Raw genomic sequence first — 19,743 nt, 5'->3', positions numbered from 1 at the left:
CTAGACGTCTTGCAGCTGAACTTGGCGGTATAGTCTTTGGTAACGGTGCCCTAGGCCCGTGAGTATCTCATAGGATATCGTTCCGGCGGCCTCGGCAATCTCTTCCAGCGTCTGGTGTTCCCCGACCACCTCGACGAGACTGCCGAGTGTCAAAGTATCCTTTGGCAGCGCGCTGACATCGATGATGATGCTGTCCATGGAAACCCGCCCGACGATCGGCAGTCGTACGCCAGCGTGATACACCGCACCCGTGCCGCTGAGGGCACGGGGCAGGCCGTCCGCATATCCGGCTGCGATCGTTGCCAGATGCATCTCTCGGTCAGCAATATGCGATCCGCCATAGCCGATCCGGGTTCCGGTCGGCACGGTACGTGTCTGAACCACGGCGACATCGAGTCTGACGACCGGCTCCATCGGGTTTGGAGAGCCGGGGGTCGGGTTGCCGCCGTAAAGCGCAATGCCGGGCCGCGCCAGCGTGTGGTGGAAATCGCCACCCAGAAAGATGCCGCCGGAATTGGCGAGGCAAATCCGAATTCCCGGAAACAGACGAGAAAGTCTTTCAAATTCCGCCAGCTGCTTGCCGTTCATAAGGTTTGCGCCTTCGTCGGCGCATGCGAGATGGCTCATGACGAACTGGAATTCCAAGCCGGCATGCTCGTCCATTTCCCGGGACAGGATGCTGCATTCTTCCGGCGACAAACCGAGACGGGACATGCCGCTGTCGACCTGCAGAGCTGCGGGCAGCGACCGGCCAGACTGCCGCGCGAGCTCAGACCAGCGGCGCAACTGAGGCAAAGAGTTCAGGACCGGGATGATGCCATCAGCCGCACAACGCTCCTCATTGCCCGGCTGCAACCCGTTCAAGACATAGAGACGTGCATCGGCAGGGAGAGTATCCTTGAGCCGGATGGCCTCGACGAACTGGGCCACGAAAAAGTCCCGGCATCCGGCATCGCCGAGCGTTCTCGATACGACCGTTGCACCAAGTCCATAGGCATCAGCCTTCACGACCGCTGCGCACTGTGCCGGTCGAAGCATGTCGGCGAGCGTCTCGTAGTTGCGCCGGAGGGCACCCAGATCGATTGTCAGGTATCCCGATGCACCCTCGGCAACGAACTGTACTTCGGCGTCACCAAACGAGGACGAAATATCCATGCTGCTGCCCTCCCTGTGAGAGCAGATTATTTGAATATTCGGTGAGTTTGGTGCTATTTGATGACAGGATGTGCGACGAATATCGATATTCTGGTGAATTCTGTCGTGTTTTGAAAGAATATGCATGGAAGCGATAGATGCGATCGACCGCAACCTTCTCCGGCTCCTTCGTCTGAACGGGCGGATCAGCAATGCGGCACTGGCCGCGGAAGTCGGGTTGTCTGCCTCCGCGTGTCTCAGGCGCGTCAAGCTCCTGGAAGAAGCCGGCGTCATCCGCGGGTATACGGCGCTGATCGACAATGGCCAGATCGAGAGCGCCATCGCCGTGATTATCAACATCACGCTGGAGCGGCAGACCGAGGATTACCTCAACCGGTTCGAAGCTGCTGTGAGGAAACATCCGGAAATTCAGGAATGCTTCCTGATGACCGGCGGCTCGGATTATATCTTGAGGGTGGAAGTTGCGAACGCCGGCGCGTTCGAGCGCATCCACAAGGAAATCCTGTCGGCGCTTCCCGGGGTTTTGCGGATCCATTCCAGCTTTTCCATCCGAAACGTGCTTGCCTCACGTTCGAAAAACCGTCGTTAGAAGATCGCTCCCGACAGTTCACCTTCGCGAATTGAGGCCGGTTTCGAGGTTGCATATTCCCGTTGCAAGCTCGATAAAATTGCAATAACGTGATTGTCAGTCACAAGCATTTTACGCATAGCATCCAAAAATTCTGACCTTTGAATTTGGCGTCCTCTTAACTCAGCGGGCGAACGATGATGCATGACGATCAGCAGTACACTCACGAAGACAATTCCAGACAGATCTTCCAGGAGCTGAAATTCCGCTCTTTGACGGTGAAAAACCGTCTTTTCCGATCGAATGTCTCGGGGCAGTTCGACGATTACAACGGTCACGGCGGATCTGCGCGTCTGAATTGGGAGGAGAAATTCGCCCGCGGCGGGGTCGGCTGTATCATCTCGTCCTTCACGCCGGTTTCCGTGCGTGGGAGAATCCTCGTGCGCTACGCGATGATCGATGATGATGACAAGATCCCGTTCTGGAGGGCGATCGGCGACCGGGTGCACGGTCACAACTGTCGGTTCTTGATGCAGCTCAGTCATTCGGGCCGCCAGCAGGACATGGGCGGTGCTGAAAACCTTTACAAAAGGGGACTGAGCTCAACGAACAAAAGCGATTACTTTCACGGCCTGCTCGCCGAAGCGATGAGCAGGGATGATATTCGCACTGTCGTCGAGCAGTTTGCCCAGGGCGCGCGCCGGGCCAAAGAGGCCGGTCTCGACGGTGTCGAGCTGCATGGCGCCAACGGCTATCTCATCACGCAGTTTCTCAGCAGCGGCATCAATGACCGCACCGACGAATATGGCGGCGACTGGGAAGGGCGGGCGCGGTTCGTGCTGGAAATCGTTCGCGCCATTCGCCGCGAGGTCGGTCAGGACTTTCACCTGCAGATGAAGATCAACGGGGTCGATCACAACGACTGGCTCTATCCCTGGATCAGGAAGGGCAATACGCTCGACGAGACGGTCAAGATCTGTACCCTCCTCCTGGATGGCGGCAAGGGTGTCGATGCCTTCCATATTTCCAGCGGGTCGACCTTCCCGCACCCCCGCAACCCGCCGGGTGATCTGCCCCTGAACGACCTGCGGCGCTGGTATGACGGCATGCTTTCGCAAGGCACAAGGGCGCGTTTCAACTATTCGATCTTTTCGAATCCGGTCCTGGGACCTGCATTTGTGGCCTGGTGGCGTTTCCGGCGGGGGAAAGTCATCGAAGGCATCAACCTCGATTATGCCCGCGCTGTCACGGAAGCGGTCCGGGGCATCGATCAAAGCGTCAAGGTTCTCTGTACGGGCGGTTTTCAGCATGCCGATGTGATCGGCGAGGCGATCCGCAGCGGCGCCTGCGATGCCGTCAGCATGGCAAGACCGTTGATTGCCAACAATGATTTGCCGAAGATCCTCAAGACCCAGAATGGCCCGGACAAAGGCCGCGAGTGCACCTATTGCAACAAGTGTCTTCTCAATGATCTGGAGAACCCTCTCGGCTGCTACGAGGTAAAACGGTATCCCGGGGCAACGTTTGAGGCCCGTCATCAGCACATGATCGACGAGGTCATGTCGGTGTTTACGCCGCCGGCCTTTGCGGGAAGCGTTGTGGCGACACCACCTCAGGCGGTGGAGGCGGAGCCATGAGTGATCTCAACGATCCGCTGACCCCGGTCGAGATCGTCCTCGGGCGCAAGCGGAAAATCGTCGTGGTGATCGCAGTGCTTGTGCTCGCAGCGATCGTCTACTGGCTCGTTTTCGTCAACCAGTATGTCGTCGCGTTCCGAAACCAGGAAGATCATTTCCTCTACGGCTCGATTGGCAGCGAGGCATCGACCGGGCCACCCTACTGGGTCTTCAAGGCGCTGCCGGTGATGTATGCCGACAAGCTTGGGCCGGCCGGATGGGGTCATTTCGGCATGCTTTACGAGAAGCCGGGCGACGACCTGCCGATCGGCGTCTCCAGGCGCATCGTGTCCGGAGTCGATCGCGTCTGGCTGAACTGCTCGGTTTGTCATGTCGGAACCTACACGCTTCCGAACCAGACGGAGCGGCATCTGGTCTACGGTGCACCTTCAAACAATTTGCGGCTTCAGGAATTCATTCTCTTCTTCATCGACCTCGGGTCGGATCCCGGGTTTACCGCCGACCGGCTGATCGCCGCGATCAACAGTCCAGAAGTCGGCGGTCATCTCAATGCGTTCGAGCAGGTGGTGTATCGCTATGTGATCTTTCCGCGCCTCCAGGCGGCATTCGCAGATCTCGGCAAACGGCTGACATTCGTTGCGCGGCAGGAGAAATGGGGACCCGGGCGGGTGGATACATTCAACCCCTATAAAAGCCTGCAGTTCAACTTTCCGATGGACGCTGCATCGATCAGTGATGCAGCGCTGAACGGAAGCTCCGATTATCCGTCGATCTGGCAGCAACGCCCGCGGGAGGGAATGAACCTTCACTGGGACGGCAATAACAATTCGGTTGCCGAGCGCAACCTGAGCGCAGCACTCGGCGCAGGTGTGACACCGGTAACGGTGGATCGATCGTCGATCCGCCGCATCGAACAATGGATGTGGGATCTTCCCGCGCCACAGTTTCCGGCAAAGGTAGATGTCGACGCTGCCGAGCGCGGCAGGGAGGTGTTCTCGGATACCTGCGCCGGTTGCCATGGCATGAAGACAGGCGGAACCTATTCCTACAATACCGATCATTTCAAGCGGCTCGGCCAGACGGTCGCACTGGCCGATATCGCGACGGATCGCGGCCGCTGGGCCTCCTACACACCGGATTTTGCGGCCGCACAGAACCAGCTCTATGCGGGCTATCCGTGGCGTTTCAAGCGGTTCCACAAGACCAACGGCTATGCGAACCATCCCCTCGACGGGATCTGGGCCCGCTCGCCCTATCTGCACAATGGGTCCGTACCGACGCTGCGGGATCTGCTCGAACCCTCGTCGCAGCGGCCGGCCCGGTGGTATCGCGGCAGCGAGGTGCTCGACCTGGCACGGGTCGGATATCGATCCGACGATGCGGCACCGGGAGATCAGCTGTTTCTCTATGACACCTCAAAAACCGGCAATTCCAACCGCGGACACGAGGGCAAAGCTTATGGCACGGAGCTTTCCGGAGCCGATAAGGATGCCCTCGTCGAATACATGAAGACGCTATGATCAGGACCCGCTCGCTCAGCACCTGGAAGGCCCGTCACGCTATCGTCGTATGGATCGGCGTGATCCTGAACCTATGTTTCGTGCTGCCTCTGATCTTCTGCCCGGAATGGCTGCTTTCCCTGTTCGGCATCGTCGTCAACCAGGTGATCTGGGCGCAGTTCGCGGGCCTCCTGCTTGGTATTCTCTCCATCTTCTATATTCCCGCGTCGATCGATATCGACCGCTACCGGATCTTTGCCTGGCTGCAGGTCTTTCCATCGCGCACAGCCGGCGTCGTGTTCTTCCTCCTTGCCGTGACGGTGTTCGACCAGCCGATCGGCTATATCACCGGTGTCCTTCTCGATGGTTCGGTGGCGATCCCGACGCTGATCTGCCTCCTCAACATCAGTCGCCTGGAACAGGAACTCGCCGACGGGGGCCGCTCATGAGCGCGCGCAAAACCCGGCTGTTCTGGAAAGCGCTTCTGGCGCTGCTGGTCGTCGTCGTGGCGGGTGCGCTTTCCGTTTATCTTCTTCTTTTCCGCCCGGTTGCCGCCCCTCGTACGGAGGATCTCGCCCGGCTTTTCAATCACGGCTCGATCGGCAATGAAGAGGTTCAGGGCCTGCCCTACTGGATCTGGCGCGTGCTGCCGCAGATCTTTCCGGAGCATGTGCCGAACGGCAAGGATGGCTACGGTGCCTTCGGCATGTACTGGCATGCCGGAGACAAGGTGCCGATCGGCTTTTCGGTGACGACACTGGGTGTCATCGATCGCGTCTCGCCCAACTGTGCCTTCTGCCATCAGGGCAGCTACCGGCTGAAACCCGATGAGCCTCGCGTGCTGGTCTCGGCCGGTGCCGGAACGCGCGTTGATCCGCAGGCCTATATCCGCTTCCTGATCAAGGTCGGTGCCGATGCCCGCTTCACCGCGGACCGGGTGATGCGGGAAATCACCACGATCTACGACATGCCGCTTTATGAGAGGTTGCTCTACCGTTTCGTTCTGATCCCGGCAACCCGCAAGGCATTTCAGGATCAGGCACGGCGGTTCGCTTGGCAGGACACTCGACCCGATTGGGGCCCGGGCCGCATCGATCCTTTCAACCCCGTCAAATTCCAGAACCTTGAGCTCCCGGACGACGGCACGATCGGCAATTCCGACATGATGCCGCTGTGGAACATGAGCGAGCTTGCCCCGACGAACATTCGCACCTTCTCGCTCCATTGGGACGGGTTGCAAACGGATGTGCGCGAAACCGCGGTATCGGGCGCCATCGGCGATGGCATGAGTTCCAAAACCGTTCTGCGGACCCAAGAAAACCTCGACCGGATGATCGCCTTCACCTCGGTGCAGCGGCCGCCGCCTTCGCCGTTCAAGAGTAGTCGTGAGACGGACGATCCCCTTCGGGTTGACGCCTCCGCCGTCGATGCGGGGCAGGGGGTCTACCAGGCGCAGTGTGCCGTTTGCCATGACACGAACGGTGCGCGCTACCGATCTCCGATCCCGATTGTCGAACTCGGAACGGATCGGCATCGCATCGACATGTGGAGCCCCGCGGCGAAGTCCCGATATGCCGATTACGAGACTGGCTACCGGTGGGGGTTCACGCATTTCCAGAAGGCGGAAGGCTACGTGGCCGTCGATATGGCGGGCCTGTGGTTGCGCGGGCCATATCTCCACAATGGCAGCGTTCCGACGCTTGCCGATCTCCTCAAATCGCCGGAACAGAGGCCGAAGCAGTTTTATCGCGGCTCCGATCTCGTCGACACGGTGAACGGGGGTTTCGTCAGCGCCGAGCGACCGGAAACGGGCGGGTTTCTCTATGACACGAGCCTGCCGGGCAACGGCAATGGCGGCCATCTCTGGGGCACGGACCTGCCGCAGGCCGAAAAGGACAATTTGCTCGCCTATCTGAAGACACTTTGAAACCGGGGAGGGGGACGCATGCACGGTTGGACCAAGAAAGCGAAGCGTTTCCTCTTCTGGCTGGTCACGGCCGCTGTCACTTTGGTGGTGATCGTTCTGTTTGTGGCCGGCTTCGTCGTCTGGTCGCTCATCCAGCCGCCATCCGATCAGTTCGGCAAGGTCGAGGACGAGGCCAAGCTTGCGCGGCGCGACGTGTCCAGTCTGCCAGCCGCAACAGAGCCCTATTTCGCCGAGATGGACAAGGGTCTCCTCAAGGGGATTGAGGGAGGGGAGTACCCGCAGGAAATCCGCCAGATTGCAGCCGCGACGGGGCTTGACCCCGAGGCGATCCGACAGGCGGCAATCCGCGGTCAGAATGCCTGGATTGTCTGGACCGGCGGCAATGATCGCTTCTGGGATTTTGCCGCGCGCAACACGATCGGAGCATTTGATCTTCTGAAGACGGTTTCCTCGCATCCGAGCCAGGCCTATGGCCGCGACAATCGCTTTCGGTATCTCGGGCTCGTCAATGAGCCGGGCTTTGACGAGGCGACGGGACCGGACCCGAAACACTTCGGACTGTGGCTCGACCAGCGCCGGACTGACACGCCTCCCGATCCGTTCGGCGGCAATCCGGACGCGGACAGGCGATACCCAGGCGTGGAAGTGGGTGCGCGGGGTAAACCGGTTGAGTTTGAAGCCCGGGAGGTGACCCTGCCGGTCGGCTCCTATTACGGGGAACCGACCGGCGTCATGGGGCTGCGCCTGTTTCCCAACCCGGATTTCGACTTGAAGGCCTCGAAAAAGTGGGACCCCGACCGCTACTATAACGACCCTTCCTACTACAACGACAAGGATCTGGTGCGTCCGTACCGCGTCGGCATGTCCTGCGCGTTCTGCCATGTCGGACCGAACCCGATCACGCCGCCGGCGGATGTGGAAAGGCCGCAGTTTTCGCAGATCACCTCGAACCCGGGAGCGCAGTACTTCTGGGTGGACCGGATCTTCTTCTGGAACACGCAACCGCGCGGCGAGGACGATAAGCCGACCTCCAACGAAGGCAATTTCCTTTTCCAGCTGTTCCACACCAATCCGCCGGGCTCGCTGGATACCTCGCTCGTTTCGAGCGATTACATCAACAACCCTCGCACGATGAATGCGGTCTATGAGACAGTAGCGCGCCTTGGAATTGCATCCGGTACGGGCTGGGAGAATTTGACCGGCGACGAGCTGGCGAACAAGCAGTTTCAGGATTACTCGCAGACCGCGGCACTGCATGCCTTCTTCAACAAGCGGGACGGCAAGTCTGCTTCGATGCGGGTGCTGAAGGATGGGTCTGACTCCGTCGGCACGCTTGGGGCGCTCAACCGTGTTTACTTGAACATCGGGCTGTTCAGCGAAGAGTGGCTTCTGCACTTCCGCCCCTTCCTGGGTGGCCAGAAGATATCGCCAATCCGCGTTCCGGATGCACAAAAGAACTCCGTCTATTGGCAGGCGACCGAGACGATGACGGCCGACATGGCGATCTTTTTTCTCGTCACCGGTCGCTCCGATCTCCTCAAGGACGCGCCGGGCGGAAAGGAGCTGCTGGCCGCGCTGGATCAGCAGCAGGTAGCCCGTGGTCGTGATGTCTTCGCTGAAAACTGCGCGGCGTGCCATTCGAGCAAACAACCCAAGGCTCCGGCCGAATTCGGCGTTGGCGAGGGCATCTGCGAGGGCGGCGGCGCGGGGCCGCAGTACCGTGAATGCTGGGACCGCTACTGGGCCTGGGCACAATCGGCGCAGTTCAAACAATTGATGCGTGCGCAGGCCGAGAAACCGGACTTTCTCGTCGACAACTATCTGTCAAATGAACGAAGGGTGCCGATCGATCTGGTGCGCACCAATGCGTGCAGTGCCATCGCCACCAATGGCCTGGCCGGCGATATCTGGGATAACTTCACCTCGTCGACATACAAAACCCTGCCTGCACCGAAGGAAGTGACGGTGCACCATCCGGTTTCGGGTGCAGCAACGCCGATGCAATCACCTGGTAACGGACGCGGCTATTTGCGACCGCCTTCGCTGATCAGCATCTGGTCGACGGCGCCCTATCTCCTCAACAATTCCGTCGGGCACGAGATCCCCTATTCCTATCCGCGTTATGGCAAGGATACGGAAAGCGGGCCGGTTGGGACGTCCGGTACGCAGGCGAACTCCGGCAACGGAAACTACCCACGATCTCCCAGCGCCTGCCCGGCTGCGGATCCCAAAGACCCCTACATGCCCTGTATCGAAAACCGGCTTTCGGCCTTCGACACGTCGATCCGGCAGATGCTTTCACCGGAAACGCGGCGGATGGACAAAGCGACCGAAGAGGCCGTGCCAGGCTATATCTATCGTACCAGCGCTCCTTCCTGCCTGATCATCCCAAAAGGCTTCGTGCCGGATCAGATCCGCCCCTTTAGCGGCTTGCTCAGCCGCATTGCGCCCTGGGCGTTCAAGGATGATGGATCGATTGCACTCGGGCCCTTCCCGTCGGGATTTCCGGTCAATGCGCTGGTCAATACCAAGCTTTTGCCGGATCATGACGAAGATGCCTGGCCCGTTTACAAGCGGCTGATCACCAATGGTCCCGGCCTGGTTTCGGCCTTCGCAGAGCTGGGCGGGCAATGCTCCGCGCAGGAACTGGCCGACCCGGCGGTGCGGAGCCATTCCGAGACGGTCGTGCGCGAGACCGGCCTGATCGATCGGCTCGTGACCCTCAGCAAGTGCCCCGATTACGTCGTCAATGCGGGACATGCCTTCGGCTCGGATCTGTCGCAGGCGGACAAGGACGCATTGATTTCATTTCTGAAGCAGCTTTGACATGGCAGGGAGCGAAGCGACCCACGACTACATCGTGATTGGCGCCGGTGCGGGTGGGGCGGTCGTGGCTGCGCGGCTTGTGGAGGCGGGGTGCACCGTTCTGGTGATCGAAGCTGGTGGTGATCCGCTCGCCGAACGGCCTTACAGCGATGCGGTTGCAGATGACGACCCCGATATGCCTCTGGCCGATGCTTATAAAGTGCCGGCGTTCCATGCTTTCGCGTCCGAACACGAGGGTTTGGCGCGTGATTACTATGTCAGGCATTATGAGGATACGGCCGTGCAGAAACGCGACTGGCGGTACTGCGATGAAAAGGGCGGAATTCTCTATCCCCGTGCACAGGGGCTGGGTGGCTGCAGTGCCCATCATGCGATGATCATCGTCAAACCGAATGCCTGCGACTGGAACCATATCCGCGACCTCACAGGCGACGAGAGCTGGCGAGCTGCGCATATGCAGACCTATTTCGAACGGATCGAACGCTGCCGCTACCGCATCTTTTTCTGGCGCTGGCTTTCCTTCCTCACGGGTCTCAATCCGACCGGACACGGCTGGTGGGGCTGGATGCAAACGGAACTGGTTTTTCCGCTGAGACCAATCCGCGACCGCCTGCTGTTGAGCTCGCTTCTGCGCTGTGTGCGCGCGGCAGCTGATGCCTTCGGTCATTCCGGGACGCAATGGGAGACGGCGGAAACCGATCCGAATGCGCACCGGGTCTGGAACCCCTTCGCAAGCGGCATCCGCATCGCGCCCCTTTCCACCCGCAGGCATGTGCGGCATGGGCCGCGCGAACGGTTGCTCGACGTCAAGGCGAGGTATCCCGACAGGCTCGATATCCGGCCGAGAACAGCGGTGGCGCGTATTGCGATTGAGGATAGGCGCGCCGTGGGCGTCCACGCGATCGATGCGAACGGCAACGAACTCTTCGTTGAGGCGCGGCGAGAGGTCATCCTCGCAGCCGGCGCTTTCGCATCGCCGAAGATCCTGATGCTGTCGGGAATTGGCGATGCCGCTCATCTCGCTCGACACGAGATCGCCGTCGTCGAAGATCTGCCGGGCGTTGGCCGCAATCTGCAGGACCGATATGAGATCGGCGTCGTCAGCCGCATGAACAAGCCCTGGGCGACGCTTAAAAAAGCAGCCTATTCGATCCGTGACGCAGAATACCGCAAGTGGCGGCGCTTTCGTCTTGGCAACTACACAAGCAACGGCCTGTTGTTTTCCATGGCGCTCAAATCGCGCGACAGCCTGAACGAGCCTGATCTCCACTGCTTTTCGCTGCTGGGTGATTTCCGCGGCTACTACAAAGGCTATTCGCAGCGGATCAGAAAGAAAGACTATCTGAGCTGGGTCGTGCTGAAGGCCTATACGGAAAACCGAGCCGGTACGGTGAGGCTGCGATCTTCGGACTGGCGGACAGACCCGGACATTCAGTTCCATTCGTTTGCCGAAGGCAGCGGTGATTACCGTCGCGATCTCGATGCGATGGTAAAGGGCGTCCGTTTCGTGCGCAAAGTGGCCGAAGGGATGGACGACCTCGTTGCCGAAGAGGAAGAGCCCGGCCGCTGGCGCGACAGCGACGAAGCACTGCGCAACTACGTGGCCGAAAACGCATGGGGTCACCACGCCTGCGGGACCTGCGCCATCGGGCCGCGTGACAGCGGCGGCGTGACGGACAGCCGGTTCAAGGTGCATGGCGTCGATGGGTTGCGGATCGTGGATGCGTCGGTCTTTCCCCGCATTCCCGGCTATTTCCTCGCCTGCGCGGTCTACATGATCGCCGAGAAGGCGGCCGACGTTTTGCTTTCGCCACCACAGGGAGAGATGGCGTGATGACGCAGGTTCAAGCACGCGGCTGGTCTCTCGTTCGGCAAGCCTATCCTTGGCTGAACGACAGGGTTGCGGATTTCGTTCGCGGCTGGCGACGTCTGGATGCGTGGGCCAACCGGCCGCTTCCGACAAGGCGACGCGCCTACTGGAAACTGCTCGCCCCGGACCGTTATCCCTGGTACGCGCCGGCGCTGTTTCTGGTTCTGACCGTCATGCTGGCGCTTGGCCCCACCATGGAAACCGATTGGCCGAACCTCATTCTGCTGGTGATCGGACTTGTACTTTTTTTGGGTCTCAACGCTCTTGCCGAGCGTCGCCAAGTCGCCAACAACTATCTGCTGACCGGGCAACTGACATGTCTGGTTGCGATGCTGGCATTGCTGTTGTGGAGTTCTCTGCCCGAGGTCTACGGAGAGATGGTCGCCGCACCCCGACTGCACGTGGGCGTGGCCGTCGTTCTTGCGATGACCGTCGCGCTTGCTGCTGCATTCGGTTTTGCCGCAGCGCTATTCAGGTCGACAGCCGATGGAGGATTGGCCGATGCCCTGCCAGAGGTGGAGCTGTTTCTTCCGAAGGATCGCTACAGTTTCGTGGGGGGCGGGGCGAAAGCTGCCTTCTTTTCCGCCTTGGCAATTGCTCCGGTTCGTTATCCGGTAGAACTCCTTCTGCCCGGGTCGCTGCTGACCCTGTTCGTACCCGACCATCTTCTTGCCCTGACTTTCCTTTTCGTCGGCGGGATCATGTGGATCTTGCTTTTCCTCGGCATTCTCTTCGAGCGGCTGATGGAAATCCTGAAGACGCTGGGCCGGATGTTTTTCATCGGTCCGCAGCGCGTGATTTCCATTCTCGTCATTGCCGTCGCCGGGGCACGGCTCGCGGAAATACATTTCATCACGTACCTCTTCAATGGCGGCAGCACGGGTTATGGCAACCCGGTCCTGATGCTTTACATCCTGCTTTCTTATGCGTGCGCCTGGTATTACGGATTTTGGACCGACCAGTTCGTTGCCCGCAGGCTCATGCGCATGCTCACACTCAAGCCCGACTGGCGCACCGCCATATCGGTCGCCTATCCCTACCACGGTGATCCGACACTCAGCCGCGTCGAAAGCGAAGGTCGCACGATCAGCCTGCATGGCGCCGGCCGCTTGAAGCTGCGGGGTCACTACGAAGACGGGTATGCCGGCGGCGGCACGGCGCTCCAGTTCATGACGCCCGCGGAGCTGATCGGTCAGTTCCGGCGCCAGATCGAGCTTCGCTCCCGCGACATAATAAAGGCAGACGATCTGCTGGCGAGCCTGCGCAATTTCGAGCGGGCGGCGGTGATCTATCCGGTCATCGTCGGAACGTTGGCCTTTGGCCTGATTGTCGGGCCGATTGTCCTGACGTTCTATTACGCGGTGCAACCGCCGGAGCTCACAGTCCATGCCGAGGGTGGGGGCGGTCGCGATGCTCTCGCGTTCATGAAGAACCAGGATTATGAAAATGGCGACTGCTCACCTCTGAAAGCGGGCATGCCTCGCATCGCCATCGCGGCTTCCGGAGGTGGTACACGCGCTGCGATCTATACCGCCTCGTTGCTGAGGGGCTTGGCGGAGGCGGGACATGTCTGCGACGTGGTGATGGCGAGCGGCGTTTCCGGCGGGAGCGCTGCGCTTGCGTATTTTGGCTTACACGAGGCGGAACTGCGCTCCCGCGGTGGCGTCGGCTTCATGGCTTGGGAGCGCTATTCGCGGGAAATGGCGCATCCTTATATTGAAGATGTCATCAATCGCGCCAGCGACCTGCGGATCACATTCGGTCGCTTTCAGTGGAGACGTTTTACATGCGGCGAGCCGGCGGTGCCGGATGGTTCTGTGAGCGGCATTGCACCAGCCCGCTCCAAACTCGGACATATCCTGGCGGAATCCTTCGCCTGCCGAATGGGGGCGGGAAAGATGGGCGACGTCTCGTTTGGATTGATGCTGAATTCGTCGATCGTCGGATCCTATCCCGATCCTGGAAATCCGTGCCGCCGAGGCGACGGGTATTCGCTGCCGGAACAGGCCAGCCGGTGCCAGGGGTTGCTGGATGGCGCGGGCGCGGGCGGGCGGCTTGTGCTGACCAACATCGGATCGACCCAGACGATGCAGGCAAATACGTCGCCCGGGATGGAAATCGTCACCATCGACGAACCCGACGTCTCTGTGTCACGGGCCGCAGCATTGAGCGCCAATTTCCCCCCTGTGTTTCCGGATGCCGCCGTGGATATCATGCCGAGCAGCGGCACGGCCAAACGCTATTGGGTGACGGACGGCGGGACGGTCGAGAATCGCGGTACAGTGACCATGTATCGTGCCTTGCGCGATGCGGCGAGACGAGAACCCAAATCTTGCGGGTGCGGCAATTCGCCAAGGTTCGCCCCGCTCCACGTCATCGTCGCGGATGTTTCCGCTCTCGCGGGGCCCTATAGCGAAAGTTTCGGTTTCGACTCTGTGCTTGGAGCCGGTGGACAGCTCGGGCTCGGCATGGAAGCGGAACTGCGCGCCGACCTCAAAACGCTCTACGAAACGACCCACTGCAGCAAGATCTACTTTCATGACATCGTGATACCGCCGGTTTTTTCGAGCAATGGAGGCATCGGAACGCACTGGCTGCTGCCGGGCTCGATGACGTTTCGCGATCCCAACCATTCGGGCGAACAGGTTACGCTCCATGCCGAGGACGTCGAAAAACTCGTGTTGTCTCTGCACAGCAGCCGGGCCTTCACCTATCAGGACAACGCGGGCGTCAAGAGGGTCTTGGGTTGGGCGCAGGATGGTCCCGGTAACCGGCATCGTGCCAATTGGGTCAGGCTGCTCGACATGTTGAACGGAAAGCTGCCGCCTCAACTCTGACCAGTGGTCTTGGACCTATCGTTCCTTCACCGCCTCCATGGCAACCGAGGTTGAGGTGCTTGCCACAAATGGCAGACTGGAGATTTTTTCGCCAAGCACTTCGCGATAGCGGCGGATGTTGGGTGTGCGGATCTTCAGGAGGTAATCGAAACGTCCGGCTATCATGTGGCACTCCTCGACCTCGGGAATTCGCCATACTGCTGCGTTAAACGCGTTGAGTGCCGTTTCGCGCGTATCGGACAGTTTCACCTCTGCGAAAGCCACATGGTCGAGGCCGAGTTTCTTCGGGTTGAGAACGGCGCGAAAGCCGAGAATGAAGCCATCCTGCATCAGCCGCTTCAGGCGCGCATTCACCGGGGTCTTGGACAAGCCGACTTTGTCGGCAAGATCCGTCACCGAGACCCGGCCATCGCCGACAAGGACATCCATGATCTTCCGGTCGAAGTGGTCGATATCCCCAGGTCTATCGCTCTTCCTCTCCATTTTCTCTGTCCTCCTCCCGAAACGTGGTGAATTTCTCCAAATTCTACCCATTTTCAGAGAAGCTATATAGAGCAGATTCGATTATTTTTCTCGCACCGCGGGATCGTCGCTGATCCGCTAGATTGGCTTGATATTCGGGAGGCGGAACAATGGCATCTGCGACGGAACACAACACATTCTTGCCTGGCTCTTTGGAGACCATGCCCTTTGAAGATTTCGCCCCGCCGATCCGGCCGCAGTCCGATTTGCGCAAGGCCATCACAGCGGCCTATCGCAGACCTGAAATCGACAGTGTGCTGCCGCTTCTCGAGCAGGCAACACTGCCCGCCGACCTCGCTGACAAAGTCCGTTCGACAGCGCGCGATCTGATTGTCGCGCTGCGCCGCAAGGCCAAGGGCTCGGGCGTCGAAGCGCTTGTGCAGGAATACTCGCTTTCCAGCCAGGAAGGCATCGCCCTGATGTGCCTGGCTGAGGCGCTGCTGCGCATTCCGGATATGGCGACGCGCGATGCGCTGATCCGCGACAAGATTTCCGGCGGAAATTGGAAGTCGCATGTGGGCGAGGGCCGTTCGCTCTTCGTCAACGCGGCGACCTGGGGACTTGTCGTGACCGGCAAACTGACCTCGACCGTCAGCGACCGCAGCCTTTCGGCGGCCTTGACGCGTCTGATCGCCCGCTGTGGCGAACCGGTCATCCGCCGCGGCGTCGATATGGCGATGCGGATGATGGGCGAGCAGTTCGTCACCGGTGAGACGATCGAGGAAGCACTGCGCCGCTCGCGGACCATGGAGCAGAAGGGCTTTCGCTATTCCTACGACATGCTTGGCGAGGCAGCGACGACAGGAGAGGACGCGGAGCGCTATTACAAGGATTACGAGAAGGCGATCCATGCGATCGGCAAGGCCTCTGCCGGACGCGGGATCTACAACGGCCCTGGCATTTCCATCAAGCTCTCGGCACTTCATCCGCGCTATACCCGCGCCCAGGCTGGCCGCGTCATGGAAGAACTTCTGCCGCGCGTGAAGGCGCTGGCCGCCATTGCCAAGTCCTACAATATTGGTCTGAACATCGATGCGGAGGAGGCCGATCGCCTCGAACTGTCGCTCGATCTTCTGGAGGACCTCTGCTTCGACCCTGCTCTTTCCGGCTGGGACGGCATCGGCTTCGTGGTGCAGGCCTATGGCAAGCGATGCCCGTTCGTGCTTGATTTCATCATCGACCTCGCACGCCGTTCCAACCGCCGCATCATGCTGCGTCTGGTCAAGGGCGCCTATTGGGATGCGGAAATCAAGAAGGCGCAGATCGAAGGCCTCGAAGACTTCCCGGTCTTTACCCGCAAGGTGCACACGGATGTCTCCTACATCGCCTGCGCCCGGAAACTGCTCGACGCACGCGACGCCGTCTTTCCGCAATTTGCATCACACAACGCCCAGACGCTTGCCACGATCTATCAGCTGGCCGGACCTGATTTCAAGGTTGGCGATTACGAGTTCCAGTGCCTGCACGGCATGGGCGAGCCGCTCTATGAAGAGGTCGTCGGTCAGGCAAAGCTCAACCGGCCGGCCCGCATCTATGCCCCGGTCGGGACGCACGAAACGCTTCTAGCCTATCTCGTCCGCCGTCTCCTGGAAAACGGCGCGAATTCGTCCTTCGTGAACCGGATCGGCGATGATCAGGTTTCGATCGACGATCTGATTGCCGATCCGGCTGCCGTCGTTCGCGCCATGCCCGTTCCCGGGGCCAAACACGATCAGATCTCGCTGCCCGCCGACCTGTTCGGCAAGGACCGTCAGAACTCCCTAGGGTTCGATCTCGCCAACGAAACGACGCTCGCCTCGCTTGCGGCAGTTTTCCAGGACGGCGCCCGGGCTCCCTTCACGGCGGCACCGGAGCTTGCTGATGGAACTTCATCAGGAGAAACGAGGCCGGTGCTCAATCCGGCTGACCATCAGGATGTGGTCGGCTCAGTCACCGAAGCAGGCGTGGAGGATGCGCAAAAGGCAGCGGCTCTCGCAGAGGAGGCTTTTGCCGAGTGGCAGTCCGTTGCGCCGCAGGAACGGGCGGCCTGCCTCGAAAGGGCTGCCGATGCCATGCAGGAAAGCATGCCTTCCCTTCTCGGCCTGATCATGCGCGAGGCCGGAAAATCCCTGCCGAACGCGATTGCCGAAGTGCGCGAGGCGATCGATTTTCTGCGCTATTATGCGGAACAGGCCAAGCGCACGCTGGGGCCGGGGCATAAGGCGCTCGGGCCGGTGGTCTGCATCAGCCCGTGGAACTTCCCGCTGGCAATCTTCACCGGTCAGATCGCGGCCGCTCTCGTCGCTGGCAACAGCGTGCTGGCAAAGCCTGCCGAAGAAACGCCGTTGATCGCAGCGGCAGGCGTGAAACTTCTCTATCAGGCCGGCGTACCACGCGGCGCGCTTCAGCTTTTGCCGGGTGATGGAAAGATCGGCGCAGCACTCGTGGCCGCCCCCGAAACACAAGGCGTGATGTTTACCGGTTCAACCGACGTCGCTCGCCTGATCCAGGCCGAGCTTGCCGGCCGGCTGTCGAACGCCGGAAAGCCGATCCCGCTGATTGCCGAAACGGGCGGCCAGAACGCAATGATCGTCGATTCCTCGGCTCTGGCCGAACAGGTGGTCGGCGATGTCATCGCGTCCGCCTTCGACAGCGCCGGTCAGCGTTGCTCGGCCCTGCGTGTCCTGTGCCTGCAGGAAGACATAGCGGACCGCGTGCTGACCATGCTCCGCGGCGCCCTTGCCGAACTGACCGTCGGGCGCACCGACCAGCTGAAGATCGATATCGGGCCGGTCATCACAGCCGAAGCGAAGGGTGTTATCGACGGCCACATCGGTGCGATGCGCGCCAAGGGCCGGCGCATTGAGCAGGTCGCTATCCCCGCTGCAACGGCCGCCGGAACCTTCGTCGCGCCGACGATCATCGAACTGGACAGCCTTTCCGACCTCGAGAGGGAAGTGTTCGGACCTGTCCTCCACGTCATCCGCTATCGCCGTGAGGATCTTGACCGGCTGAGCGACGATATCAACGCCACCGGCTACGGACTGACATTCGGCCTCCACACGCGTCTCGACGAAACGATTGCGCATGTGACGAGCCGTGTCCGGGCCGGCAATATATACGTCAACCGCAACGTCATCGGTGCTGTCGTCGGCGTGCAGCCGTTCGGCGGACGCGGCCTCTCGGGCACGGGGCCCAAGGCCGGCGGTCCGCTCTATCTCGGCCGCCTGCTGCAGCAGCCGCCGGTGCCGCCGCGCCACAGTTCGGTTCATGTCGATCCGGCGATCTCGTTGCTGGCCGAATGGCTGCGCGCCAAGGGCAAAACCGAGGACGCCGAAGCGATCCGCGAACTGGGTGGCGAATCAGCTCTCGGCATGTCGCAGGAACTTCCCGGCCCCGTCGGCGAGCGCAACACCTATAGTCTGCATCCGCGCGGGCGCATCCTGCTCGTGCCGCAGACAGAGGCGGGTCTCGTTTCCCAGCTGGGTGCCGCGCTCGCAACAGGCAACAGCGTCACCATCGACACGGACTCCGGCCTGGAGGGCAAGTTCTCCGATCTACCGGCCGAAATCGCTGCCCGGATCATCTGGTCTTCCGATTGGGCAAACCATGGACCCTATGCCGGTGCGTTGGTGGAAGGCGACGGCAATAGCCTGATCTCCGTCTCGCGCCGTATTGCCAGCCTTCCCGGCCCGCTGTTGCTGACGCAGGCGGCTTCCTCAGCTGACGTCGCCGGCATGGATGATCCCTATTGCCTGAACTGGCTGCTTGAAGAAGTGTCGGTCTCCGTGAATACGGCGGCCGCTGGCGGCAATGCGAGCCTGATGGCGATAGGGTGAGGACAGCATGGACGATCTTCAGACGGCGCGCGTCATCATAGGCAGCTACACGGAATCGATGCCGCATGTGGAGGGAAAGGGAAAAGGCGTCAGCCTGCTTTCCCTCGATTTCCAGACGGGCCGGTTCGAAGAGGTCGCGGCGTTTGAAGCGATCCGCAACCCGACCTATCTGGCGCTGGCGCAGGATGGAAACGTCCTCTATGCCGTCGAGGAACTCGACGACGAGGCGCAGGCGGGCGTGGTTGTTCTGCAGATCGATGGGGACGGCGGTCTAAACTTGGCGAAGCGCATCTCGGCGAGAGGTTCAGCGCCGTGTCATGTCTCGCTCGACAGTTCAGGGAAACGGCTATTCGTTGCCAATTACGGCAGCGGAAGTGCGGTCGCTTACGGTCTTGATCATCAGGGTCTTCCTAATGACGACGAGGTCATGGTGATCCAGCGGACAGGATCCGGCCCCGTCACCGACAGGCAGGAAGGCCCGCATGTGCACCAGGTTTTGGTCATGCCTGGCGATCGGCATGTTCTCGTTTGCGATCTCGGGACCGACGAGATCGCCAGATATGCATTCGGCGATCAGGGAATAGGCTCAGAGCCGGATGTCGTGCTGCACGTGTCCGGCGGTTCGCTGCCACGCCATATCGTCTGCTCGCAGGATGGTCGCCGGCTCTACGTCGCGCATGAGGCCGCCTGCTCTGTCGGGGCCTATGCCATCGAGGGAGACAATTTCACGCTCCTGTCAGAAACCAGCACAGTGCCGGCCGATTTTGCCGGCACGTCGTCCTGCGCGGCGATCAAAATTCATCCGAATGGCAGGTTTCTTTATGTCTCCAACCGCGGCCATGACACGATCGTCGCCTGTGAAATTCTGGCCGATGGCGGGTTGAGAACCCTCGGCTGGTATCCCACCATGGGTAGAACCCCGCGGGATTTCGCCATCGATCCCACCGGTCGCTGTCTCATCGTCACCAACCAGGACAGCCACTCGCTGGTCTGCTTTGAGATCAATGGGGAACACGGGACGCTGACGACCATCGGCGAGCCGTTCGAGATCGGCAGTCCCGTCTGCGTCCTGTTCGCCTGACGT

12 protein-coding genes are annotated in these 19,743 nt (G+C 60.6%); 10 read left to right on the top strand and 2 right to left on the bottom strand.

Going from position 1 to position 19,743, the window contains the following annotated elements; all coding sequences use genetic code 11:
- On the bottom strand, nt 1–1,155 hold the full coding sequence (gene alr, locus ACQY1P_RS03360) for an alanine racemase (RefSeq protein WP_430252883.1): 1,155 nt from the start codon (nt 1,153–1,155) through the stop codon (nt 1–3).
- Between the two features lie 124 nt (nt 1,156–1,279).
- Between alr and ACQY1P_RS03355 the strand changes: the two genes are divergently transcribed.
- From ACQY1P_RS03355 to ACQY1P_RS03320, 8 genes are all read left to right on the top strand, one after another.
- The gene (locus ACQY1P_RS03355; RefSeq protein WP_062576513.1) at nt 1,280–1,744 is read left to right on the top strand and encodes an Lrp/AsnC family transcriptional regulator; all 465 of its coding nucleotides are present in this window, start codon (nt 1,280–1,282) and stop codon (nt 1,742–1,744) included.
- Nucleotides 1,745–1,923: 179 nt separating this feature from the next.
- Nucleotides 1,924–3,360 carry an NADH:flavin oxidoreductase gene (locus tag ACQY1P_RS03350; protein WP_430253903.1) on the top strand — a complete coding sequence of 479 codons (1,437 nt, stop codon included), beginning with the start codon at nt 1,924–1,926 and terminating at the stop codon, nt 3,358–3,360.
- A complete protein-coding gene (locus ACQY1P_RS03345) occupies nt 3,357–4,880 on the top strand; it encodes a c-type cytochrome (protein ID WP_062576510.1) in 1,524 nt (507 codons plus the stop codon). Before ACQY1P_RS03350 ends, ACQY1P_RS03345 begins: the two co-directional genes overlap by 4 nt.
- Entirely contained in the window at nt 4,877–5,308 is a 432-nt protein-coding gene (locus ACQY1P_RS03340) for a hypothetical protein (protein ID WP_062576508.1), read from the top strand. Before ACQY1P_RS03345 ends, ACQY1P_RS03340 begins: the two co-directional genes overlap by 4 nt.
- A complete protein-coding gene (locus ACQY1P_RS03335) occupies nt 5,305–6,786 on the top strand; it encodes a cytochrome c (RefSeq protein WP_430252880.1) in 1,482 nt (493 codons plus the stop codon). The genes ACQY1P_RS03340 and ACQY1P_RS03335 overlap by 4 nt, the downstream gene beginning before the upstream one ends.
- An 18-nt stretch (nt 6,787–6,804) precedes the next feature.
- Nucleotides 6,805–9,612 (top strand): c-type cytochrome, encoded by a 2,808-nt coding sequence (locus tag ACQY1P_RS03330; protein ID WP_430252878.1) that lies wholly within the window; start codon nt 6,805–6,807, stop codon nt 9,610–9,612.
- 1 nt (nt 9,613) lies between these two features.
- The gene (locus tag ACQY1P_RS03325; RefSeq protein ID WP_430252877.1) at nt 9,614–11,446 is read left to right on the top strand and encodes a GMC family oxidoreductase; all 1,833 of its coding nucleotides are present in this window, start codon (nt 9,614–9,616) and stop codon (nt 11,444–11,446) included.
- Complete coding sequence (locus ACQY1P_RS03320) at nt 11,446–14,319, top strand: hypothetical protein (protein WP_430252875.1); 2,874 nt, start codon at nt 11,446–11,448, stop codon at nt 14,317–14,319. The genes ACQY1P_RS03325 and ACQY1P_RS03320 overlap by 1 nt, the downstream gene beginning before the upstream one ends.
- 15 nt (nt 14,320–14,334) lie before the next feature.
- Here the strand turns inward: ACQY1P_RS03320 and ACQY1P_RS03315 are convergent, their stop codons facing one another.
- Nucleotides 14,335–14,802, bottom strand: coding sequence for an Lrp/AsnC family transcriptional regulator (locus ACQY1P_RS03315; protein ID WP_430252873.1), 468 nt, complete (start codon nt 14,800–14,802; stop codon nt 14,335–14,337).
- 200 nt (nt 14,803–15,002) lie between these two features.
- Here ACQY1P_RS03315 and putA point away from each other — a divergent pair, with 200 nt between their 5' ends.
- Entirely contained in the window at nt 15,003–18,659 is a 3,657-nt protein-coding gene (putA, locus tag ACQY1P_RS03310) for a trifunctional transcriptional regulator/proline dehydrogenase/L-glutamate gamma-semialdehyde dehydrogenase (RefSeq protein ID WP_430252871.1), read from the top strand.
- A 7-nt stretch (nt 18,660–18,666) separates the two neighbouring features.
- Nucleotides 18,667–19,740 carry a lactonase family protein gene (locus ACQY1P_RS03305; RefSeq protein WP_430252869.1) on the top strand — a complete coding sequence of 358 codons (1,074 nt, stop codon included), beginning with the start codon at nt 18,667–18,669 and terminating at the stop codon, nt 19,738–19,740.
- Nucleotides 19,741–19,743: the final 3 nt, after the last annotated feature.

Source organism: Neorhizobium sp. DAR64872/K0K18, from assembly GCF_050500175.1.
Lineage (GTDB): Bacteria > Pseudomonadota > Alphaproteobacteria > Rhizobiales > Rhizobiaceae > Neorhizobium > Neorhizobium soli.
This window is presented reverse-complemented; position numbering and strand designations above follow the sequence as displayed.